Below are 22372 nucleotides of genomic sequence, written 5' to 3' on the forward strand. Positions count from 1 at the left end.
TATAAAGTTATAAAGTTATAAAGTTATAAAGTTATAAAGTTATAAAGTTATAAAGTTATAAAGTTATAAAGTTATAAAGTTATAAAGTTATAAAGTTAGGGGGATATTTATACAATTAAAAATGATCAAGCATTATCTGAAAACAGCTTTTCGTAATTTGTGGAAATATAAAACACAGTCCGTTATCAGCATTATAGGATTGGCATTGGGAATATCATTTTTTACTATTGGTTATCAATGGCTGAAATATGAAACTTCGTATGATGACTTTCATCTAAATTCTGAACGAATATATAAAATATACGCCATTGATAAGAAAACCGGAAAAAAACAGAATCATTTGCCGCTGGTTTTGGCAAAAAAATTAGAAAAGGAATTTCCTGAAGTGGAGAATGTAACTGTGTATTTTAATCAGTATATGATACCGATGTTTTGGGGTGATAAAGACCTCGGATATCCGGAATTCCGGTTTGTCGATGAACAGTTTTTTAATTTTTTTCCGCCAATAATAATCAAAGGACAAACTGACCATTTGCTAGCGTCTTCCGGGAATTTAATCGTTACCGAAGATTTTACCCGTAAATACTGGTCTTCTCCGGAGGAGGCCATTGGAAATGTTTTTACCGGAGGTTTCGGAAGAGCCAAAATTCAGTTTACCATTGTGGCGGTAATGGCTAATCCTCCTGTAAATTCGAAATTTCAGGGTGAAGGATTTACTCCTGATGTATATAACAGAATGTTTAATAGTCAAGTTTCTCCAGACAGAGAGTGGTTTCAGATGTATCAGGAAATTTATGTTTTGTTACATAAATCGGTCGAAGTAAAAACTTTCGAACAAAAATTGCGCAATTATGCCATTGATAACGGATATAACAAGGATCTGATATTGCAGGTTGCCAACATTTCGGAAGCCCGATATCTGATAGGTTCCGACTTGTCCTTCAATATCAGTTATATTTACACGTTTGTCGGAGCAGGCCTTTTATTAATGTTCTGTGCCTTATTTAATTTCCTGAATCTCTATATCAATCGGATGTTGCAGCGAAGCAGGGAAATAAAATTGCGGAAAACAGTAGGTGCAGATAATTCTGCAGTTATAAAATTATTCCAGATAGAATTAATTGTCCAATTATTATTGACTTTTGCTTTGGGGATAGTTTTACTGATAAGCGTAATCCCAATTTTTGAACAGAAATTCGAAACTCAAATCATCAAATCAGAGTTGATCACTAACAATCTGATAGTGTCGGTTGTCACGTTTGCCATTATCTTTATATTCTGTCTATTGTCCGAATTGAAGTTTGCGCGTTTTTCCAGATTGACACAATCATCCGGCAGAACAGCGAATTATAAATCATTACGAAACGTTAGTATCTGTATTCAACTGGCTATTTGTGTTTTCTTTATTATGTCTGCTTTCATATTCTTCCGGCAAGTGTCATTGATGAATCATTTCGACTGGGGATTTAATTCGAAAGGCTTGATAAAATTTACAATGAACTGGACCATGAAGGAACGCGAAAATATTACAAAAGACATAGCCCAACTCCCATTAGTAAAATATTTTACCGGAACGGATCTTTTCCAGATAAGCAAGGAACCTACTTTTACAGAGACCTATCCGGAAATGGACGGGAAGGAGATTGAACAGCCATTGCTTCTTTTTAATGTGGACGAAGATTTTATAAACACATTTGAGATTCCTCTCATTGAAGGACGCGGATTGGAAGAAGGCGATCTCAGAAAATTTGGACGTGTGAAAGGCATATTGGACCAGATATCGAATACCAAAGTACTTGTAACCGAAAATTTTGCCAAACTACTGAATAAGGAAAATATAATAGGAGAAGTTATCAGAGTGCCGGAAAATACAGTTGTGAGCGATGGCCGCAAAGAAAAGCAAAATGTAGAGATTGTCGGTATTGTAAAAGACTTTCATACCTCAAGCCTGCAAAACGAAACTTTTCCGGTTATACTACAACCTATACCAGGCAGATGGAGGGGAAACCATAATTATATAAAAGTGGATGAAGGAAGGGAACGGGAAGCCATTGCTGCAATGGAACGGATATTTGCAAAATACGATACCGACATATCTGAAACTCCAATCGAGCTTGTTGACGATATCCTTTATAGAATAAACAAATCGGAAAATTCCAGCCTGCAACTTTTTCTTTTACTTGCTGTGCTATGTATCATTATTGCCATTTTTGGTATTTATTCCATTTCTTCTTCTAATATGGAACGGCGTAAAAAAGAAATAGCCATACGGAAAATATCGGGAGCAACCGCTAAAAAAGTTGTAGGTATGTTTTTGATGGAATATTCAAGGTTGTTGATCATTGCCAATTTAGTTGCTTTGCCTTTGGCATATCTTTTTATGAGTAAATGGCTGGCAGGTTATATCTACAAAATCACGATTGAATTCTGGATGTTTCTGCCTGTATTTATATTTACATTAGGCATAGTCATTCTTACAGTCCTTGCACAGGTTATCAGAACCGCAAATGCAGATCCGGCAGAAGTGGTGAAGTCCGAATAGTTATGCAATGAAAATTGAAAATAACAAGATTAACAGCAAACAGTCTATCAAAATCATCAATTGAAAAAAAAAAATGTTCAGCCATTATATAAAAATAGCTTTTCGTAACCTGTGGAAATATAAGGTTCAGTCCCTGATCAGTATTTTGGGCTTAAGTGTAGCATTGGCATGTTTTGCCCTTTGTTTTTATGTGGTACGGAGTATACTCACTGTCGACTCGACATATCCTGATTCAGACAGGATGTATATGATAAAGCAGGATGATCGTTTTGCCATTATGCCTCTTACCGGAAAGCTGGTCAAAGACGCTTATCCGGATGTGGAAGATTACCTGACAGTTGAATTTCACAACGCTTACCTTTTTGATATCGGTGAAGACGATCATCTTCAGCAGTATTATCTCCGGTTTCTGGAAGCCAATCCTTCTTTTGTCGATTTCTTTTCCTGTCCGGTAGTTTCTCCGTTGATCCCGGGATATAAAGAGCAACAGAACGGGATCATATTATTCAGATCTACGGCGCAAAAGCTTTTTGGAAAAACCGATGTTTCCGGTGAAAAGATGATTTGCTATCGCAATGTGCGGGAAAACAATCGTCGTGTGGAAAAAGGATTTTCCTATACGGTTGTCGGGGTCATAGAAGATTTACCGTCTATCTCGTTTTTAACCATCAGGTGGACTTCCGAAAAGAATCCTGCAGGTATATTCATCAATGATGAACATGGAAATCTTCATCCCCATAGCCGGAGCGGATGGACGGCGTCTGTTTCAGCCGTTAAACTTAAGAAAAATATATCTGGAGATGGGTTCAATGAAAAATTCAGGGATTTTTCCCCGGTTATGGAGAATCCTAATTTTTCATGGATGCTTGAACGGAATGACGGCAAGAAGACGGAGTATTCACTCCTGCCATATAACCAGGCCTTAAAGGAACAATGGGGTCCCCTTTATTATATTATTACAGGGCTGTTGCTTATAATCGGTATTCTTGTCCTGTCGGTGGCCATAGTCAACTATATTTCTTATACCATTCATCAGTTCCTGTTAAAAAGACACGAATGTGCCATCCGGAAATCGGTGAATGCTAACTGGTGGCAGTTGTATTTCCTTTTCTATACGGAGATCGCTTTAACCGTTTTATTTGTCGGAGGGATGGCCTATGTCTGGCTGACCCTGTTCGCATCGGAGTATGTCAATATATTCAAGCTGTTTACCATTGAACAATCTGTCTTACTGCAACATTTGCTGCAATATATTGTCCTGGGGATTGCTGTTTCTTTCCTGTGTTGCATGATTCCGGTAATGCGGATAGAAAGGCGTAATGTACGTCATACATTACATGGTGGTAAATCAGTGAAACCTAAATCACGGATCCGGAATATATTGTTGGGCTTTCAGTTATTCATTTCAATTTTATTTATATCTGCTTCCTTGTTTGTATACCTGCAATTGGAGTATATTCAGAAAACGATTTACAGTACATTGTCTCAACAGGAAAAAGAGAACATCGTGGAACTACAACTGACTTACAGGGACATTTTTGAACCACATACAGAGGAACTTGTCAACCGTTTAAAAAGTAATCCCAATATAGAAAGTCTGTTGCTGACCGGCTCTGAAATAGCCGACCAGGGGGCATTGATGACCGGTATAGAATACAACGGGGAATCATTGGCGCATGATAGTGTGGCAATTCTTTTTGTAGGGAACAATTATTGTGATTTCACAAAAACGAAGCTTGTGGATGGCCATTTTATAGAACCCGACCGGGCCGATCAGGTGGTGATTAACGAAACAGCTAAAAAGCTGTTGAGGGAGGAACATGTGTTGGGTGGTGTTCTTAAAACATTCCGGAACCAATTTACTATTGTCGGTGTGGTGGAGGATGAAATACGTCTTGGAGTATCCGAACCGATGAAAGCGACTTTCTATTTCCCTAAAGAAGAAACAGCTTTTATATATGTTAAGATCCATCCGGCAAAGCATAAAGAAGCACTCGTTTTTATCGATGAGTTGATCCGGGAAATCGTTCCGCCTACATTGGAATTTGACATCCGTACATTAAGTGAGACTATTAAGAGTTTCAACGAATATGAACGTTTATTGTTCCGGATCATCATTGCCATGTCGGTTATTTCGATCATCATCAGTTTGTCGGGCGTGTATTCATCTGTTTACCTGAATACCGAAAACCGGCGGAAAGAAGTAGCTGTCAGGAAAATCAACGGCGCCGAGATCAGGAGTATTATCCGCTTATTCCTGAGATCCTATATGTTGATATTGCTGATAGCGTGTGTCCCGGCGTTTATATTTGCTTATTACGCTGTCCGGAAATGGCTGGAAGTCTATGCATTTCATATTGCATTCCCCTGGTGGGTCTTTCCGGCGGTATTATTACTGGTGACTCTCTTATTGATTCTGACAGTGGTATACCGGTTGTTGCGTATTGCCCGTGAAAATCCTGCAGATGTGTTAAAAACAGAATAATTAGTCATGTGTTCAATATCCGTTTCAAAAGTGTATTGATCATCAAAAATACAAAACATGTTCTCGCATTATTTAAAAGTAGCTTTTCGTAACCTGTGGAAATTCAGGATACAGTCCATCATCAGTATTATAGGGCTGGCGGTCGGATTTACCTGTTTTGCATTGGCAACTCTATGGATACGCTATGAAATGACATATGATACCGGACATCCGGATTCTGACCGTATATACCAGGTGTATATAAAAGATCACCACGGTAATTTCGAGATGACGCAACGGACTCCATATTCACTTGCATCCTATTTAAAAGAAATTTTTCCGGAGATAGAATCTTCTCTGACAATCGAAAGTAATCGTTTTTGGGGTATCCAATCCGAGATTACGGTTGAAGGTATGGAAAACAGAATATGGCATACCAGGACCAGTCCGCACTTTGCGGATATATTTGACATGAAAATTTTGGAAGGAAACCCGGATTTTCTGATATCTGAAAGCTACCAGGCAGCAATTACACCCGGAAAAGCGAAAGACCTTTTCGGGGAAGGATCCCCGATAGGCAGGAAATTCACTTCTTACGACAGGGAATTTACGATTTGTGCGCTGGTTGAGGAATGGCCATTCCATAGTAATTATGCATTTGATGTTATTTCTGCCATCAGGCACAGGGAGGATGATTGGGATGCCAACTGGGCGACACTCATTAAATTGAGAAAGGGAACAGATCATCAATTATTTTATAAAAAACTATATGGACATACATTTGAGAAACAGAGCAAAACTTTTTCACAAATAGAAATACTCCCTATCACTGAAGTTCATTATAAAGATATGGGAATTAATAGGAATGTCCAGTTCCGTTATCTGTTGTTTTTCGGTTTAGCTGGACTTTTGGTCATATTGAGTTCTCTGTTTAATTATATTACACTATTTGTAAGCCGTTTCCGGATGAGGAGGAAAGAATTGGCTCTCAGGCTTGTCTGCGGTTCGTCATGGGGACGCTTATTCATGATGTTGTCTTTGGAATTTCTGATTACCCTGTTATTTTCAACCGTAATCGGGTTGGTATTAATTAAATTGGTTTTGAATTATTTCAAAGAATTATCGGCAATAGAATTAGGCCTGGCCGACATTTACGGAGAGATTTTGATCTATATCGGAATAATTATTTTTTTGGCTTTGTTTGTATTCTTACTCGTACTTATCCTGTTCCGGAAAAAAACGATACAACAATCTATTCAGAGCAATAAATATCAATACAGGGATCTATCTCTTATTTTTCAACTTATTGTCAGTATCGGATTTATTTTTTGCACGTTGGTCATTTTTAAGCAAATTTACTTTTTACACCAAACCGATTTAGGATTTGAATATAAAAATACACTATCCATTACTTTAAAATCTAAGAATATCGATCATTTGATCGATAATATAAGTAAATTCCCTGAAACAGAAGATGTTTTAAATTCAGTATTTGTTTTATTGCCGGTAAAGATAGCATTGCATCCGATAATCAAGGAATGGGAGGGAAAAATGCCGGAAACTCCTGATGTTCCGGTAGAGATGATCATTGCGCAAAGTAACTTCTGTTCGTTTTATAAATTACAGTTATTGGCAGGCGATTTTCCGGATGAAAATGATGCGGATAATTATGTTTTAATCAATGAAACGGCTGTGAAAGCTTTCGGATGGGAAGAACCGCTTGGCAAAAGGATTGATGACCGGTATACCGTGAAAGGAGTGGTGAAGGATATTTATAAACTGTCACCTACAGTTTCTCCCAGGCCAATCTTGTTTTCGGCATCGAAAGATGATTATCGGGATATAAAACAATTGTTCCCGATGGAAAATATTATTGTAAAGTATATGCCCGGAACGGGAAAACAAATAAAAGATAAGATCGACCGGATGATAAAAACGGATTTTCCGGAATTGAATGTTATTTCTGTGGTTTTCGTAGAAGATGAATATGATAAATTCTTTACTTCAGAACGCTCATTATTACAGGTGTTGAGTTTTATTTCCCTGATATGTATACTTGTTTCTGTTTTCGGATTTTTTTCAATTATTTCCCTCAATCTGGAAGAAAAACGAAAAGAAATAGCCATCCGGAAAGTAAACGGAGCAGTTTTAGCGAGTATACTGTTTTATTTTTTCAGAAGATACATCATTCTGTTATTGATAGGATCAGCGATTGCTTTTCCTGTCGGCTATTTTCTGATGAAAAAATGGATTGAATCCTATACTTTACAGACCACAATCAGTCTGTGGATATACCTAGCCATTTTCTTCATAATGATGTTGGTTATATTTCTTTCGGTGATATGGCGTGTTTTTAAAACTGCAAAAGAAAATCCGGCCGATGTGTTAAAAACAGAATAAATAGGCATGTGTTCAATATTCATTTCTAAGAGTATCATGTACTTGTTAATTGTCAAAAAAAAATATGTTTCAACATTATATAAAAATAGCATTCCGTAGTTTCTGGAAATATAAAAAGCAAAGTTTGATCGGTATTCTTTGCCTTTCCGTGGGATTGATCTGTTTTTCCCTGTGTAATTATTATGCCCGGTTTTATTTCAGGTACAATTATTCCGTCCCTCATTCGGAAAGGATGTATTATATGGATACAAACGTTCCGAAGGAAGTATTAACGGAACAGTTTCCGGAAATAGAGTACCTTGTCGACAATCAGTTTTATTCCATACAATCAGACATTGAATTTTATTTGAATGGGAAAACCATGCCGGGCAGGATTCAGGTATCGTACCCGGATACGGCTGTGATTGACTTTTTCTCTTTTTCTTTTGTGGCGGGCAATGAAACAACTGTAAAAAATTCCATGAACAGTGTGGTGGTATCCGAAACTTTAGCCCAAAAAAGTGGAGTAGATGATATTCGCCAGCTGATCGGACAGGAAATTAAAATAGATGGAAACACAGCCTATCTTGCCGGGATCATTAAAGACCAGTCGGAAAATTCTGTTTTGGGACATTGGAACAATACCTTATTGTATTTCAATCGTCCCCCTCAGGGTAACAGAACCGGTGGATTCCGTATGCCCGGGGCCAATTATGTACTTCTGATGAAAAAAGGAGCATCCATAAAAGATTTCAGGGAAAAATATGACCGGTATGTGACGGTGCATCCGGAATACAAACCCTCGGAAGAACATGATGCGGATACTCCTCCGGCGATCACTTTATTTACAGAATATTTCGAATGGTCGGATTATTCCATCAAAATGTCCGTTTTTCTCCTGCTCCTCGGAGCGCTGATACTGCTGACAGCGGCATTTAACTTCATTTCTTTTCAGGTATCCGTTATTTATAACCGGCAGAAATCTTATGCTGTCCAAAGAGTAAACGGAATCAACGGGATACAATTATTTGCCGGTATTTTTACAGAATTGCTTTGGCCATTCATCCTTTCCTGCCTGTTAACATTTATTTTCATCTTTTATTTTGCCCGTGTTTTCCCTGACTATTATTATAACCTGACCTATACGGTACTGATGGGGCAGACCCTGAACCTGGAATTAGCCCGGTACATGATCTGGGGAATAATGCTGTTATTCCTGATCAGCCTGTTACTTACCCATATAGTTCACAGGACACAAATCCATACCTTGTTTTTTTCGGGAAACAGGAAAGGGAAAAGTTTGGGGCGGTACATCCTGTTGTTTATACAGATGGCGGTATTGCTGTTGTTTCTTTGTTCGGTGCTGATAGTTAACCGGCAGACAAACCATACAAAAAACAAGTTGTTCACGAACCTCTCCGTGGCCGAACAGGAAAACATCATTTGTGTCAGGTGTAATTATTCAGAACTGACCGGACAAAGGGATGTGCTGATAAAGAATATCGAAAAATCAACACATATTCTGGAAGTAACCTATTCCAATGATCCTGTTTTTTTCCTTTGGTACCGCAATTCTTCGGAAAAAATATCCGGAATTGACGATCAGATAGTGAAAGAATTTCTGGTGTCTCCTAATTTCCTGGACTTTTTTCACGGAAGCATGCTACAGGGTGATTTTATTGATGAAAATTCCGATCTGCAAGCCGTAGTGGTCAATTCCGCTTTTGCAGCCTTATTTCCAGACGAATCTGTGATCGGAAAATCATTCCGGTATGAAAAATCCAGAATACCATATCATGTGATAGGGGTCATGAATGGTCCCCAGATCATAGAATATGATATCAAAAATAAAAACAACATCATGGCCGATACACCGGTATTTTTCAGGCTTTTCCCCCGGTACGGCAATTTTATGCTTTATGCGAAGGCGGTAGAAGGAAAAACCAAAGAAGCACAGGAAGACATGATCCGTTGCCTGCGCGAATTACTGCCGGAAAGTTATGAGTTGGATATGGGCATCTTTAAGAAAGAATTTGAAGATACATTTTCGGACGAGAAACTGATCTCATCGGTTGCAGGGATATTTTTCTTTTTCAGTCTGGTATTGGGGCTGGTCAGCATTTATTCTTCCGTGATGACCAATCTGGAAAAACGCCGGAAAGAAATAGCCATCAGAAAGATCAATGGTGCCGGGATCAAAGACATCATTCTGCTGTTCAGTAAAACATACGTTATTTTATGGACATTGGTATGTATTGTGGTTTTTCCTTTTGTCTATTATTACGCCGGCATCTGGCTGGAGGGATTTCATGACCGGACTCCCGTTCACTGGGGTTTGTTTGCCGGTATTTACTTCACCATTCTGGCATTGATCCTGCTCACCGTTGTTTTCCAGATATTGAAAGTGGCACGGGAAAATCCGTCAGAAGTAGTAAAGGCCGAATAAAAATCAAAAGTTGTTCAAGTAATAAATAAAAATAATCATGTTCCGTCATTTTATAAAAGTAGCCTTCAGAAACCTGTTCAAATTCAAAGTACAGTCCCTCATCAGTATCCTGGGGCTGGCCATCGGGTTTGCCTGTTTTTCATTATCTATGTTCTGGGTACAGTATGAAAGAAGTTATGATAATTTTCATCCGGAAGCCGACCGAATCTACCGGGTTCGGGAAATTGATAACAGATGGAATACTGATTCCACCGGGATCGTGTTATCACCTTGGACAGCGTATCCCCTGGCCGAATTCCTCCGGTCAAATTTCCCTGAAATAATCAGCGCCTGCCAGGTAGAGAGCTATGCTATGCCTTTAAAATCGGGAAAGGAGATCGATTATTTAGTAGTTGATACCGCTTTTTGCACCCTGTTTGATATTCCTGCGAACAATTTCTTCACTGCCCATATCAATAACATCACTCCTGTTATCATTACGGAAAGACTGGCAAAGGAATTATTTGGGAATACTGATGTAACCGGAATGACCATTGAAAATATCTGGAACCAGAAATTTGAGATACGATCCGTGATCAGGGAATGGCCGGGAAATACCAGTTATCCGTTTGATATGTTAATTCCTGCGGAGATTTGGTATTCATCCAACCGGCTTTCCTGGGGATATCTTTCGTTCCATACTTATGTATTATTACATCCCCGGGCAAATGCAAATGAGGTACAGAAGAAGATGACAGATCTCAAAACCAGGGAACATCGTCCCAACAGCTCATTTGCGCTGACGCCCATTAAGGAGCAACATTATAAGAGTCCGGATGAAGGGGAGGAACAGAATGTTAAATACAGCCATATATCCATTTTTGCTATTTCCGGATTATTGATCATGCTTTGTGCTTTATTCAACTATCTGACGCTTTTTGTCAGCAGGATCATTTCCCGGGGAAAAGAATTAGCCCTGCGCAAAGTCAACGGGTCCGCCAATGCACAGGTATTTTCTCTGCTGTTCATGGAGTTTATGTTGATCCTGTTATTCTCCATACTGGCAGGATACTTATTGATCGGTATATTCCTACCTTCATTCCGTGCATTATCCATGATACAGATGAACAGCTTTATGATCCTTTCGGGCACATTGCTGTACGTATTAGCACTGGTCGCTGTGACAAGTATCATCGGCATCATTCCTATCGGTTATTTTTACCGGAGAAACCTACGGGAAATGATGCAGGGGCAGACTGCTACCTTTAGCAGGAACAGGGTCCGTAAGATCAGCATCCTCCTGCAGCTTATCATAGGTATAGGTTTTATGTTCTGTGCCGTTGTCTTTTTCCGGCAAATACATTTCCTGACACATACGGATATGGGTATCGAGCGGAAAAATATCGCAGAGGTAAGCGCTACAAGGTGGAGTACTTTAAAGGTATTGCCTTATTTTGATAAAATCAGGCAGATACCTACTGTGAACGATGTATTAAAAACATCTTATCCCGGATTTATTGAAAGAAAAAGTTCATCCAGCAAAAATAGTTCGGTGATAAAAAACGGAAAAGAATTTGAGGTGAACTTTATGAGCATGTATTGTGAACCGCATTTCTTTGATTTCTATCATATTCAGTTATCAGAAGGAACTTTATTTACGGAGGACAATGCCCATACGGCGGTCATCAACGAAACTGCCGCCAGGCAACTGGGAGAAGATCCACAGGTCAAAGAAGAGGTATACCAGGATGAAAGAATCATCGGCGTAGTCAAAGATTTTTATTTTGAATCGCCCACAACAAAAATAAAGCCGACCATTATTTATCCATTACATATTAAAAATGGTCTGGACTCAAGGCAACAACTCAGTTTTGTTTACAAATATGAGGAAGGTACCCGTAAAGAGACGGAGGATGCTGTCCGGAGAATGATCCAGGAAGATCATCCGGGTGAAGAACTGGAATTCCGTTATTCGGAAGATGTATATGAAAAATACCTCAAGTCTGAAAAATCCCTGATGATCATGTTGGGTTTCATGACCTTTGTTTGTATTATGATTGCCATATTCGGGATCTATTCACTGGCCAGCCTGACCTGTGAACAGCGGAAAAAAGAGATCGCCATCCGGAAAGTGAACGGAGCCATGGTACATGATATCCTATTATCGTTGTTCCGGGAATATGCGGTGCTGATCGTTATCGCTTCATTGATCGCTTTTCCCGCAGGCTACCTGATCGTAAAGCCATGGACAGAGGGATATATCAAGCAGGTGAGCATTGACTGGTGGATATATGCACTGATCTTTATTATTGTTTGTGTGATTACACTGCTTACCGTCATTTCGCAGGTCTGGAAAGCAGCCCGGCAGAATCCGGCGGAGGTAGTTAAATCTGAATAAATGAATGTGATTATGTTCAAGCATTATCTGAACGTTTCTTTTCGTAATTTTTTTAAGTACAAGACACAAAGTATCATTAGTGTTTTGGGGCTTGCGATAGGGTTTACCGCTTTTGCCATGTCTGCATTGTGGATACGGTACGAAATGAGTTATGATGATTTTCACCCGAAAGCAGACAGGATTTACAGGATTCAGATAGCTAGTAATAAATGGGATACAGTGAATGCTGATGCTTCGGAAATAACATCCACTTCACCATATCCTTTAGCGTCCTATCTGAAAGAAAAATTCCCGGAGATAGAAGATGCCTGTAATATTCGTCCTTCTGAGATGAACGATGATGGGATCATCTTCCTGACTATTGATAGTTCTTTCTGTAATATTTTTGATATACCGGATGTTCCTGAAGATTTTTTTATCAGGAAATCGATCGATCCGGTAGTGGTGACGGACAAATATCGAAAAATCGATTTACTGAAAAGCAAATATAAATATACCATACAGCATATTCTTCCCGCCTGGCCGGAAAATACGAATATCCCTTTTAATGTATTGGTACCTGTTTGGCTATGGAATAGTGAAGAAGAGCTAAATTCATCAAACTACTCCTTATACCATACTTACATCCTCCTCAAAGAAGGAGCAGATATCCGGTTATTGGAAAAGAAACTGGATAAAATTTTTATTGGGGAATCTGATCGTATAATTTCTTTGGTTGTAACGCCTCTGAGAAAATTGCACTATAAAAACCCTGACGGGAATATTAAAACCAATATGCGTTTCAACCATATCCTGATTTTTTCCGGTTCCGGATTACTGGTGATCTTATGTGCCCTGTTTAATTATCTGACACTTTATATCGGCCATATTCGGATAAGGAGTAGGGAACTTGCCCTGCGTAAAGTAAATGGGGCCTCAAATACACAGATCATAACCACCTTGTCTTTCGACTTTTTACTGGTATTGATTTTGTCCTTAATCACAGGGGTGATATTCATGGCATTGAGCATTTCTGATTTTAAGGAATATGCAATGATCGGAAGCAGCAACATGAATGTCTTTGCAGAAATAGGGGTATATGCGCTTTTAATGATACTCTGTGGGATTATGATTAGCATTTTACCTGTATTTTTATTCCACAGGAAAGCATTACATAATCATCTCAAAGGGAATACGTCAAGAAGCAACCATATATTCCGTAAAGCTTGTTTGCTGGTGCAACTGGTAATCAGTTTTGGGTTGATCTTCTGTTCCGCTGTATTTTTTAAACAAATCAATTACCTGTATCATGTAGACCTGGGTATAAACCGGCACCATATTGCAACGTTCCATATAGAAGGAGTAAAGATGGATACTCCTTATGCTGAGAAGATAAAACAATTACCGGGAATTGTCGATGCTATTCCTTCCTATCCGGATATTCTTAACACCATGACCACCGGGAAAATAGCTATTACATCATATATGCAAAGTGATGATAAAAGCGAAAAAGAAAATTATAAGACGATGTCTTATTGGGCCATTGGTGCGGATCCACGATTTTTGGATATTTTCGATATGGAGATAGTCGAAGGAACGAATTTTTCGAATCATTTTCCCGGGATCGTCATTAATGAAACGGCAGCCAAAACTTTTGAAGGAAGCGCTGTAGGACAGGAAATATCAGGTGATAAAATAGTGGGAGTAGTCCGTGATTTTTACATTACTCCTACCAGTCAGGTAAAACCAACAATCATTCAGCAACCCAGATGGGAATATGATATCTTGTACAAGTATGAAGACGGAATGAAGGAGCAATCAGAAAAAGCAATCATGGAATGGGTGTATAAAGAATTTCCAGATCAGGAAAAACATGATATCCGGTTTACTTATATGGAAGAAGTATTCGAAAAATATTTTGAATCCGAAAAGTCCTTACTGATATTGTTACTCATAATGACAGTTGTTTGCATTCTTATCGCTCTTTTCGGTATCTTTTCCATGACTGATCTTTCATGTGAACAACGACGTAAAGAAATTGCCATCCGGAAAGTAAACGGAGCCGGAATAAAAGATATTCTGGATATTTTTTTCGGAGAATATTTGTTATTGTTCTTTTTGGCAGCTGTAATTGCATTTCCATCTGGGTATTTTATCATGAAAAACTGGCAGGACAATTATGTCAAACAAACATCTATCGATGCATGGTTGTTTGTATTGATTTTTTTAGTTGTTACCGTGGTAGTCTTCTTTACGATAATATCAATGATACTGAAAACTGCCCGTGAAAATCCCGCAGAGGTATTAAAATCCGAATAAGAAAAAGTATAGTTATTATAAAAAAATAAAAACAATTAAAAATAGAAATATCATGATCAAAACTGAAAATTTACAGAAAGTATTCCGTACGGAAGAAGTAGAAACCTGGGCATTGAACAACATCAACCTGGAAATCAAAGAAGGCGAATTTGCAGCAATTATGGGACCATCCGGTTGCGGAAAGTCTACCTTGCTGAATATACTGGGATTGCTGGATAATCCTACGGGAGGTAAATATATCCTGAACGGGACGGATGTCAGTAGCTTTCCTGAATCGCAACGGACCAAGTTACGGAAAGGAGTCATCGGGTTTGTTTTCCAGAGTTTTAACCTGATCGAAGAACTGAATGTCTTCGAAAACATCGAGCTTCCCCTTCTGTACATGGGGGTTTCTGCTTCGGAACGCAAGCAAAAGGTAAACCAGGCGATGGACAGGATGCAGATCGCACACCGTTCGAAACATTTTCCCCAGCAACTGTCCGGAGGACAACAGCAACGTGTAGCCATTGCCAGGGCTGTAGTGGCCAATCCCCACATCATACTGGCTGATGAACCGACCGGAAACCTCGATTCGAAAAACGGCAAGGAAGTAATGAACCTGCTGACGGAACTGAACAAGGAAGGGACTACCATCGTTATGGTGACACATAGCCAGCACGATGCAGGGTACGCCGGCAGGATCATCAACCTGTTCGACGGTCAACTGGTCTCTGAAGTCATTTTATAGTTTCTCCTCAAGTGGTGTCCGGACCGGGTCAGCCGGGCATCACTTATTTTTTCCTTTTACCTATGCTGAAGCATTATTTAAAAGTCGCTTTCCGTAATATATGGAAATATAAAATACAGTCCCTTATCAGTATCGTAGGATTGGCGGTAGGATTTACCTGTTTTGCTTTGGCAAGCCTGTGGATCCGTTATGAGGAAAATTATGACGGCTTTTATAAAGATGCCGACCGGATATACCTGATCCGTGAAATGGATCAGGTATTGACCGATTCATACAGCCGGGGAATGATGCGTAGTATTACACCGGGCCCGCTGGCTGAACATCTGAGAAAGAATTTTCCGGAAGTGGAAAGAAGCACTCATTTTACTTATAGTGCCGAATTCCTTGAAGATATAGAATATAACGGACATTCATTCCGGCTACGATCAATCAACATGGACACATCGTTCGTTAAATTATTCGGTTTCGAATCTGTCGAGGGGGATCTCGGATCCATGGATCTTCCGGGAACGAAAATTGCCATTACAGAGAAAACGGCCCGAAAAATATTCGGTAAGGAACCTGCCTTAGGAAAAACACTTATTTTATTTAATAACACAGAATATACGGTCAGTGCCGTCATCAGGGATTTGTCCGGGCCCTCCAACTTCCCGTTCGATGTATTGACTGCCAGAAGGGGTCTACCCGGAGATAAATGGCATGAAATGGCCTACCTCACTTTCGTAAAGTTATCCCCAAATTCGGATATAAAGAATTTTAAGGAAAAACTGAAAGAGATAAAAGTTCCGGTACAATATTCGATGCCGACTGAAACAGGTACTGTAGAAGTAAACTTTGCTTTTGAACCTGTTCCTGTAGCCAGGATACGTTCTGATTACCCGTTCGAGGAACCCGAAGTCAGGCAGAACCATATCCGCTTATTCTCCTTATCGGGAATCATTCTGATCGTCTGTTCGTTGTTCAACTTTTTCACTTTGTTTATTTCCCGTTTCCGCATCAGGCAGAAAGAATTTGCCATCAGACTCGTTAATGGTTCTTCATTGGCTTCATTATTCATCCTTTTACTCAATGAATTTATTGTGATCCTGCTTTTTGCCGTATTACTGGGAGTGCTGTTCATCCGCGTGTTGCTTCCTGCTTTCAGGCTATTATCACAGGTTCAGACGGATATGCCGGTCATTTACAGGGAATCATTGTTGTATACAGGAGGGATCATACTTATTTCCATATTAGTTTTCTTTCTTGCTTTGTTATGGTTCCGTAAACGAACATTGAGTTCCTCGGTCCGTAGATCGAACCATCATTTATTCCGGAAGGCTTCTATTGTAGTACAACTGGTGATCAGCATCGGTTTTATTTTTTGTACATCGGTCATGCAAAGACAACTTCGTCATTTACATACGGTCGATCTCGGATTTGATTACAAAAATATCGGGCAGATCACGATCTTTCCTAGTCTTGATTCTCAGGAATGGGCGTCGCAGATACTCCGGATTCCCGGAATAAAAAAAGCAGTGACCAAAAATCCACCGTTAATGCCGGCATCATCCCGCGGTCTTTTCAGAATTGATAAAGATGGTACTGAAATGCAAATGGTAAAATTTGACGTATTAGAGGATTTTTTTGAGATCTATGGTTTACGTTTACTGGACGGAGCATTTTTAACCGCCGATGATCCGGAAAACTTGATTGTAATTACCGAGACAACTGCCCGGTTATTAAATCTGCAGCATCCTGTCGGTGAAAAAATATCTCACTATATGGTAAAAGGAGTAGTAAAAAACATCTATAATGCTTCACCCGTATTGCCTCCCAAACCTATCATTTTCACTTTATCCGACTCTGATAGGACTTCGACTTCTAATCTTATATTCAGTTATGAGGGTGATACCTGGGAAGGAATAAAGAAAAATATTGATAAATGGCGTGAAGAACATCATTCACAATCCGTTTATTATGACCTGGTTAGTTCTGAAGATGCGTACAACGACTATTTTCGTTCCGAAGAAGCATTACTAAAACTTCTTGGTTTTATTTCGCTGGTTTGCATTATTATATCTGTTTTTGGCTTTGTATCGTTGGTCATGCTCACTTGCGAGGAGCGTCGCAAGGAAATAGCCATTCGTAAAGTAAACGGCGCGGAAGTACGGGATATCCTGTTCATTTTCCTGAAAGAATATTTCCTGCTTTTACTGGTGGGAACCGTTATTGCTTTTCCGGCCGGTTATCTGATCATGAAACCATGGATCGAACAATACACCCTACAAACGATAATACCTACCTGGATCTACGGAATTATCTTTTTATCATTATTTGTGATCATTGTTTTTTGTGTTGGCTGGAAAATAATAAAGACAGCCAATGAAAATCCAGCAGAGGTGGTAAAAGCAGATAATTGATTTCGGAATGAATAGAACAATCGAAATCATCGGGCAGATATTTATGGTCTTCATTAATTAAGTAGATGTTCATAATTAGTTTCCATTATCATATTTTTATTCCCCTGCTCATGCAGTGGTGTTACACCTGGGAGGCCTGAGTTTCCGGAAGCGGGCACCAGTCCTGCAAAGTGAAGGGGCAAGCCGGAAGCTGTTTGAGCCGTCAGGCGAGTTCTTCCGGCATCCCGTAACGTGCAGTGACTGGTCGCTGAGGAAGCAAGCCTTGATTTTTGCTTCTTTTTATCAAGAAAAAGAAGGGTAAAAAATGATTCCATAGATGTATGATATAATTTTGAACAATTACTTATGAAATAACACTACCAAAACACCCAAACATAATAAAAGTAAACATTTAAGTAATACCAATAAATTAATGTCATACTTAATAACCATAATCAATTTGATCAATGCGGCTTAAGAAGACAATAAATAGCACTGAGTGCTTATTTCCTGCGTTTACCGGTCAGGTGTTCTATATCCAGACGGAGTATATGGGTCCTGTGAAAAGATTTATCGATATATTGTTTGGAAATATCAACGAATGCAGGACTGTATTTTTCCACTATCAGATCCAAAGCCCGGTATCGTTCTTCTTCAGGAAGATTGTCCGTAATCGTTCCAAAAACGAGCACACTTTCATAGGCCGTGGAAAATTGCCCGGGCAATATTTGGGTAGCGCCGACCACACAAAAACTCACGCGGTTGTTCTGTCGGATATTTTCCAGTTTGAAGCCTTCCGTAGCGCAGTGGAAATAGATGCTTTTTCCGGCAATTACAAAACTGAATGGTATTCCGTAGCCATATCCGTTGATACCGCACATCGACAAAAATCCGTATTCCCCGGTTTCCAATAATTTCCTGGCTTTTTCATCTTCCAATATCCGGTCTTTACGCCTTACTCCCGGAAATACAGGTAATGCTTTACGCAATATCTGGCAATCAAATACCATATCCCCGTATGTTTTTTTTTCACTTCGAAGGTATTGATAGCCGCGCTTCTGGTAGAATTTCCATGCGGTAGCACTGGTGGTAAGCAGGATTTCTGTTCTTCCTTTGTGTACAGCTTCTTCTTCCAGCTTACGGATGATCTCCGAACCGATCCCTTCACTCTGATGTAAATGATGGGTGAATAACATGTCGATAGAACTTCCGTCAAGATGCAGGCATCCGAATCCGACGATCAAACCGTTATTTTCTGCTACAATGGTGTACCGGTTATTCAAAAGATGCTCCCATTCCTTCATATCAGGATGCGATGGGGCCCATGCTTCTATTTCTTCCGGCGAGTAGTAAAGGCTGCTAATGGTGTGTACGGTTTGTGTAAACAGGTCAACCAATGCATCAAGGTCTCCGGAAGTATAGGTTCGTAGGTTCATCGGTCATTCCAGAGGATTACTTACCGTAGGTAATTTGGTGGTGTTTTGCATGTTCCTTTTTTCAATATCGACTTCCTCTACGACCATTGCTGCGGGTGAGATCACAGAAATGGGAACGCCTCCTGCAAGCATATTTAAAACATGCACATCAGCGGATGTTCCCAGGGAACGTTTCAATGCGTTCAATCCGATGTTGGTCAGTACTCCGCTGCGTATCAATTCCTCGCTTCCGTCGGATACCATTATTTTGTAGATAGAATGATAACGTCCGTTGGGCAGGCTGCGGACTATATACGCGTAATCCAGTCCTTCTTCTTTAGCTGCGGAACGTAATTTTTCCTTTAGTTCTTCATCTGTCTTTCCATTGGAGGTAGTGATGGATAAAACCCCTGCAGAAACCCGTGTGGAAATATTTTGGGGCTGGTAAGCATATATGCGGTTACCGGTAGGTGTTTTGACTTTTTTCTTCGGAACCCGGTCACACATCAGGGTCCGTAACATGCCGTTTTCAATCAGCAAAAGTTCTCCGGGAGTAACCCCTTCGGCATCTGTTTCATACGATCCGATCAACCGTACACCGTTGTATTCTTTGGTATGGGGAATGCTTTTTACGGTAATGTCCGACGATAATACTTTCCTGTTGAGCCGGTCTTCCATCTGTTTTTGTATACCTCCGCTACGGATAGGGGTACGGTAAGCGACCAAACCAGTTTGTTGCGACAACAGGTGGCTTGTAAAAAACGATGCTAACGCACCTCCTTCTACCATCACAGGACCCGTGTAACTTTCTTCGATAGGCGAAGCATTTGAAAGATCGATGATATGGGCGGCCATTTCATCGGTTTCCCTGAGTATCGTTTCAGCAGAAGGAAGATCCTCTTTGGTCCATCCGTAATAAGTCAGCCTATCGTTGATCTCTTCCCCGTCTTCCAGTTTGGTGAAGGCGTTCACAGCTACAACGATCAGGTGTACCGGATGTAATAAGCGGGTACCTTCATTATTGATGCTGTAGATATTTCCCGAATAAACTTCAATACCTACATTGGATCCGTAAATTTTAGGATATTTTTTGAATACGGAAGAACAATCGCGCGCCAGTTTTTTCCAGTACTCATCATCATCATTCATGGGTTGGCTTTTTCCGTAGTAAGTTACGGCCGGTAATGGGGTAAAATCGGGTAAATCAAGGATTTCCTGCGGAAGATTCTGCCGCTTGATCGCAGCCATTTTTGTGCTATATGCCTCAATCGCTGATTTATACGACTGGTCGGTGAGCAGCCAGAGACGGCGGCGTATTTCATCATAGTCATGATCCAATGGGGCTATATCGTTCCGCCCGCTGGTACGGTAATCGGAGTTATTGTGGTTGATGTTGGACATCTGGTAATTGCCTACCAGTGTTTGTACCGACATATTGCTCAACGAGAATTCGTTCACTCCGGTCAGGGCACCCATGGTGGCCTGTATCTGGAATATCTTTCCTTCCTGGACGGCATACTGGATAAAAAAAGGTCGTTCCCATCCGGGTATGTGCAGGCTGTCGATGTTACGCTGCAGTTCGTCGGACATGGCGTGGAAAATCATGTCGTCTTTCTTGTCCTGAGCATAAATGCTGAAACAAAAGACCAGGGAAAATAAGGTGATTCGAAAATAATTCATACTACATAAAGATTGATGCAAGTATTATCTGTACAAATAGACAAAGCCCTTGTAAACACTGCTGCTTTTGTCTTTCTTTTTCCATCCGTAATCGACATCATCCCATCCGGTTGCCCGCAGGACGAAATAGTACACGCCTTCTGCGGCATTTTTTCCTCCGTTTTCAATCCTTCCGTCCCAGCCCTGCCAGCTGCGAAGGTCAGCACCCTTATGATGATACACACGTCTTCCCGATCTGGTATAAATGGAAAGCTCGAATCTCCGGATGGACAGATTTTCAGGTTTAAAATAATCATTGATCCCGTCGCCGTTGGGTGTGAAAACATTGGGACGATCCAGTTTGGAGGGGGATACCGTAATTTCTTTGCTGGCTGAATCCGTACATTGGTAGATGCTGGTAACAAACAATATCGCAGTATAAGGCTTTTCATTCGGGATGGTATAAATGTGTTTTACCGTATCCGGGATAATGTCGCCCCTTTGGTACATTACAGAATCGCCGTCGCCGAAACGCCAAAGGTATTCCGTGGCATTCTCGGATTGACTGGTAAACTTCGCTTCTATGGGAGCGGAAGTGGGGTCGACCTCCGGTAATTCAACCGTCATTTTGGCTTGTGGCAAAATGGTTTCATACATTATTTCATCATTTTGTTCCCAGCCGGATATATCCTCACCCCTGAAGTAAAATTTAGTGTCCTGGGAAGGAGGGGTGTATATACGAAAATATTGCTGGCCGCCCTGCGACCTTAATGTCGCCTGCAAAGGAACACCGGTACCCTGCCTTGCTGTGAAGGAAATAACATTGTCCAACATATATCTCATTTTACTTATTGGGTTATAATATGTAAAAGACGACTGTTGTACAGGCGTATTACTATCGATCCAGAAATCAGTGCGATCACAGAACCTGTGGTTTGGGTATACGGCCCCGTTATTGTTTTTTTGTAGTTTCAGTTCAAAGCAGGGATTCAGGTATACCCAGGCGACAAATGAGTCGCGCTCGGCACCTGATTCCACCTTCACCATGTATCCTCCCTGGCTGAGTGTATCTATTTCGGTGGATGCTGCTGTAATGGTTTCAAAAGGAGTATCCTCGAAAGCATTGTTCTGGTAATTGTATCTGTACCATTTGTAAACAGTGGAAGCCGACACCGGATGATACTCCAGTGATAAGTGGCCTTTTTTTTCTACCGGTTTTTGATTGAAAATAAAAATAGTATCCTGTCGCGGATTGGTATAATCAGTCGGTTTTATGCCATCGACATTTGGGGACTTAAATTGCCCGTGTGCCGGAAATGCTACCATACAACACCATATCAGGGATAGATATAAAAGACGAAAAGCGGTTCTCAAATTTTTCATCAAAACAACAGATATTCCGATCATATCAATTTAACGTGCAAATGTAGCTGTTTTTAATTAAATAAACAGTAATGAATCATGATCTTGAATAATTTATGTTTGACCGATCATTCCGATACAAAAAACTTAATCTGGAATATTCAGCAATGTATAATAAAATCGCTTTTTATGATGTTTTTATTGTTTGTCCACAACTAATTAACATTATTTAACAATGCGGGTACTATCATTCATCAAAGAAAAACAATTACATTTACCCTGTGTTTTGTGTACACATTCCGTGTGCGCACACGGAATGTGTAAA

12 protein-coding genes and 1 pseudogene are annotated in these 22372 nt (G+C 40.1%); 8 read left to right on the forward strand and 5 right to left on the reverse strand.

What is annotated here, in order from left to right:
- The first annotated feature begins 121 nt into the window (after positions 1–121).
- From LBQ60_14570 to LBQ60_14605, 8 genes are all read left to right on the forward strand, one after another.
- On the forward strand, positions 122–2542 hold the full coding sequence (locus tag LBQ60_14570; protein MDR2039144.1) for an ABC transporter permease: 2421 nt from the start codon (positions 122–124) through the stop codon (positions 2540–2542).
- Positions 2543–2615: 73 nt separating this feature from the next.
- Positions 2616–5027: an FtsX-like permease family protein gene (locus LBQ60_14575; protein ID MDR2039145.1), complete on the forward strand. Its 2412-nt coding sequence runs from the start codon at positions 2616–2618 to the stop codon at positions 5025–5027.
- A gap of 57 nt (positions 5028–5084) precedes the next feature.
- Positions 5085–7406 carry an ABC transporter permease gene (locus LBQ60_14580; GenBank protein MDR2039146.1) on the forward strand — a complete coding sequence of 774 codons (2322 nt, stop codon included), beginning with the start codon at positions 5085–5087 and terminating at the stop codon, positions 7404–7406.
- A gap of 64 nt (positions 7407–7470) precedes the next feature.
- Positions 7471–9831 (forward strand): hypothetical protein, encoded by a 2361-nt coding sequence (locus LBQ60_14585; protein ID MDR2039147.1) that lies wholly within the window; start codon positions 7471–7473, stop codon positions 9829–9831.
- Between the two features lie 37 nt (positions 9832–9868).
- A complete protein-coding gene (locus LBQ60_14590) occupies positions 9869–12208 on the forward strand; it encodes an ABC transporter permease (protein MDR2039148.1) in 2340 nt (779 codons plus the stop codon).
- On the forward strand, positions 12209–14506 hold the full coding sequence (locus tag LBQ60_14595) for an FtsX-like permease family protein (protein ID MDR2039149.1): 2298 nt from the start codon (positions 12209–12211) through the stop codon (positions 14504–14506).
- A gap of 52 nt (positions 14507–14558) precedes the next feature.
- A complete protein-coding gene (locus LBQ60_14600; protein ID MDR2039150.1) occupies positions 14559–15233 on the forward strand; it encodes an ABC transporter ATP-binding protein in 675 nt (224 codons plus the stop codon).
- Between the two features lie 62 nt (positions 15234–15295).
- On the forward strand, positions 15296–17632 hold the full coding sequence (locus tag LBQ60_14605) for an ABC transporter permease (GenBank protein MDR2039151.1): 2337 nt from the start codon (positions 15296–15298) through the stop codon (positions 17630–17632).
- A 53-nt stretch (positions 17633–17685) separates the two neighbouring features.
- On the opposite strand, the gene LBQ60_14610 is transcribed toward LBQ60_14605, so the two are convergent.
- From LBQ60_14610 to LBQ60_14630, 5 genes and pseudogenes are all read right to left on the reverse strand, one after another.
- Entirely contained in the window at positions 17686–17946 is a 261-nt protein-coding gene (locus LBQ60_14610) for a hypothetical protein (GenBank protein MDR2039152.1), read from the reverse strand.
- 168 nt (positions 17947–18114) lie between these two features.
- A complete protein-coding gene (locus LBQ60_14615) occupies positions 18115–18621 on the reverse strand; it encodes a pyridoxamine 5'-phosphate oxidase family protein (protein MDR2039153.1) in 507 nt (168 codons plus the stop codon).
- A 3-nt stretch (positions 18622–18624) separates the two neighbouring features.
- Positions 18625–19047: pseudogene (locus LBQ60_14620) on the reverse strand (GNAT family N-acetyltransferase).
- A gap of 3 nt (positions 19048–19050) precedes the next feature.
- Positions 19051–20706 (reverse strand): hypothetical protein, encoded by a 1656-nt coding sequence (locus LBQ60_14625; protein ID MDR2039154.1) that lies wholly within the window; start codon positions 20704–20706, stop codon positions 19051–19053.
- A 24-nt stretch (positions 20707–20730) separates the two neighbouring features.
- A complete protein-coding gene (locus tag LBQ60_14630) occupies positions 20731–22068 on the reverse strand; it encodes a gliding motility-associated C-terminal domain-containing protein (GenBank protein ID MDR2039155.1) in 1338 nt (445 codons plus the stop codon).
- Positions 22069–22372: the final 304 nt, after the last annotated feature.

This window comes from Bacteroidales bacterium (genome assembly GCA_031275285.1).
In the GTDB taxonomy this organism is placed as follows: Bacteria; Bacteroidota; Bacteroidia; order Bacteroidales; family UBA4181; genus JAIRLS01.

Coding starts and splice junctions, on each gene's coding strand:
- LBQ60_14570 (MDR2039144.1), top strand. CDS start 122: ATGATCAAGCATTATCTGAAAACAGCTTTTCGTAATTTGTGGAAATAT.
- LBQ60_14575 (MDR2039145.1), top strand. CDS start 2,616: ATGTTCAGCCATTATATAAAAATAGCTTTTCGTAACCTGTGGAAATAT.
- LBQ60_14580 (MDR2039146.1), top strand. CDS start 5,085: ATGTTCTCGCATTATTTAAAAGTAGCTTTTCGTAACCTGTGGAAATTC.
- LBQ60_14585 (MDR2039147.1), top strand. CDS start 7,471: ATGTTTCAACATTATATAAAAATAGCATTCCGTAGTTTCTGGAAATAT.
- LBQ60_14590 (MDR2039148.1), top strand. CDS start 9,869: ATGTTCCGTCATTTTATAAAAGTAGCCTTCAGAAACCTGTTCAAATTC.
- LBQ60_14595 (MDR2039149.1), top strand. CDS start 12,209: ATGAATGTGATTATGTTCAAGCATTATCTGAACGTTTCTTTTCGTAAT.
- LBQ60_14600 (MDR2039150.1), top strand. CDS start 14,559: ATGATCAAAACTGAAAATTTACAGAAAGTATTCCGTACGGAAGAAGTA.
- LBQ60_14605 (MDR2039151.1), top strand. CDS start 15,296: ATGCTGAAGCATTATTTAAAAGTCGCTTTCCGTAATATATGGAAATAT.
- LBQ60_14610 (MDR2039152.1), bottom strand. CDS start 17,946: ATGGAATCATTTTTTACCCTTCTTTTTCTTGATAAAAAGAAGCAAAAA.
- LBQ60_14615 (MDR2039153.1), bottom strand. CDS start 18,621: ATGGTATTTGATTGCCAGATATTGCGTAAAGCATTACCTGTATTTCCG.
- LBQ60_14625 (MDR2039154.1), bottom strand. CDS start 20,706: ATGAATTATTTTCGAATCACCTTATTTTCCCTGGTCTTTTGTTTCAGC.
- LBQ60_14630 (MDR2039155.1), bottom strand. CDS start 22,068: ATGAAAAATTTGAGAACCGCTTTTCGTCTTTTATATCTATCCCTGATA.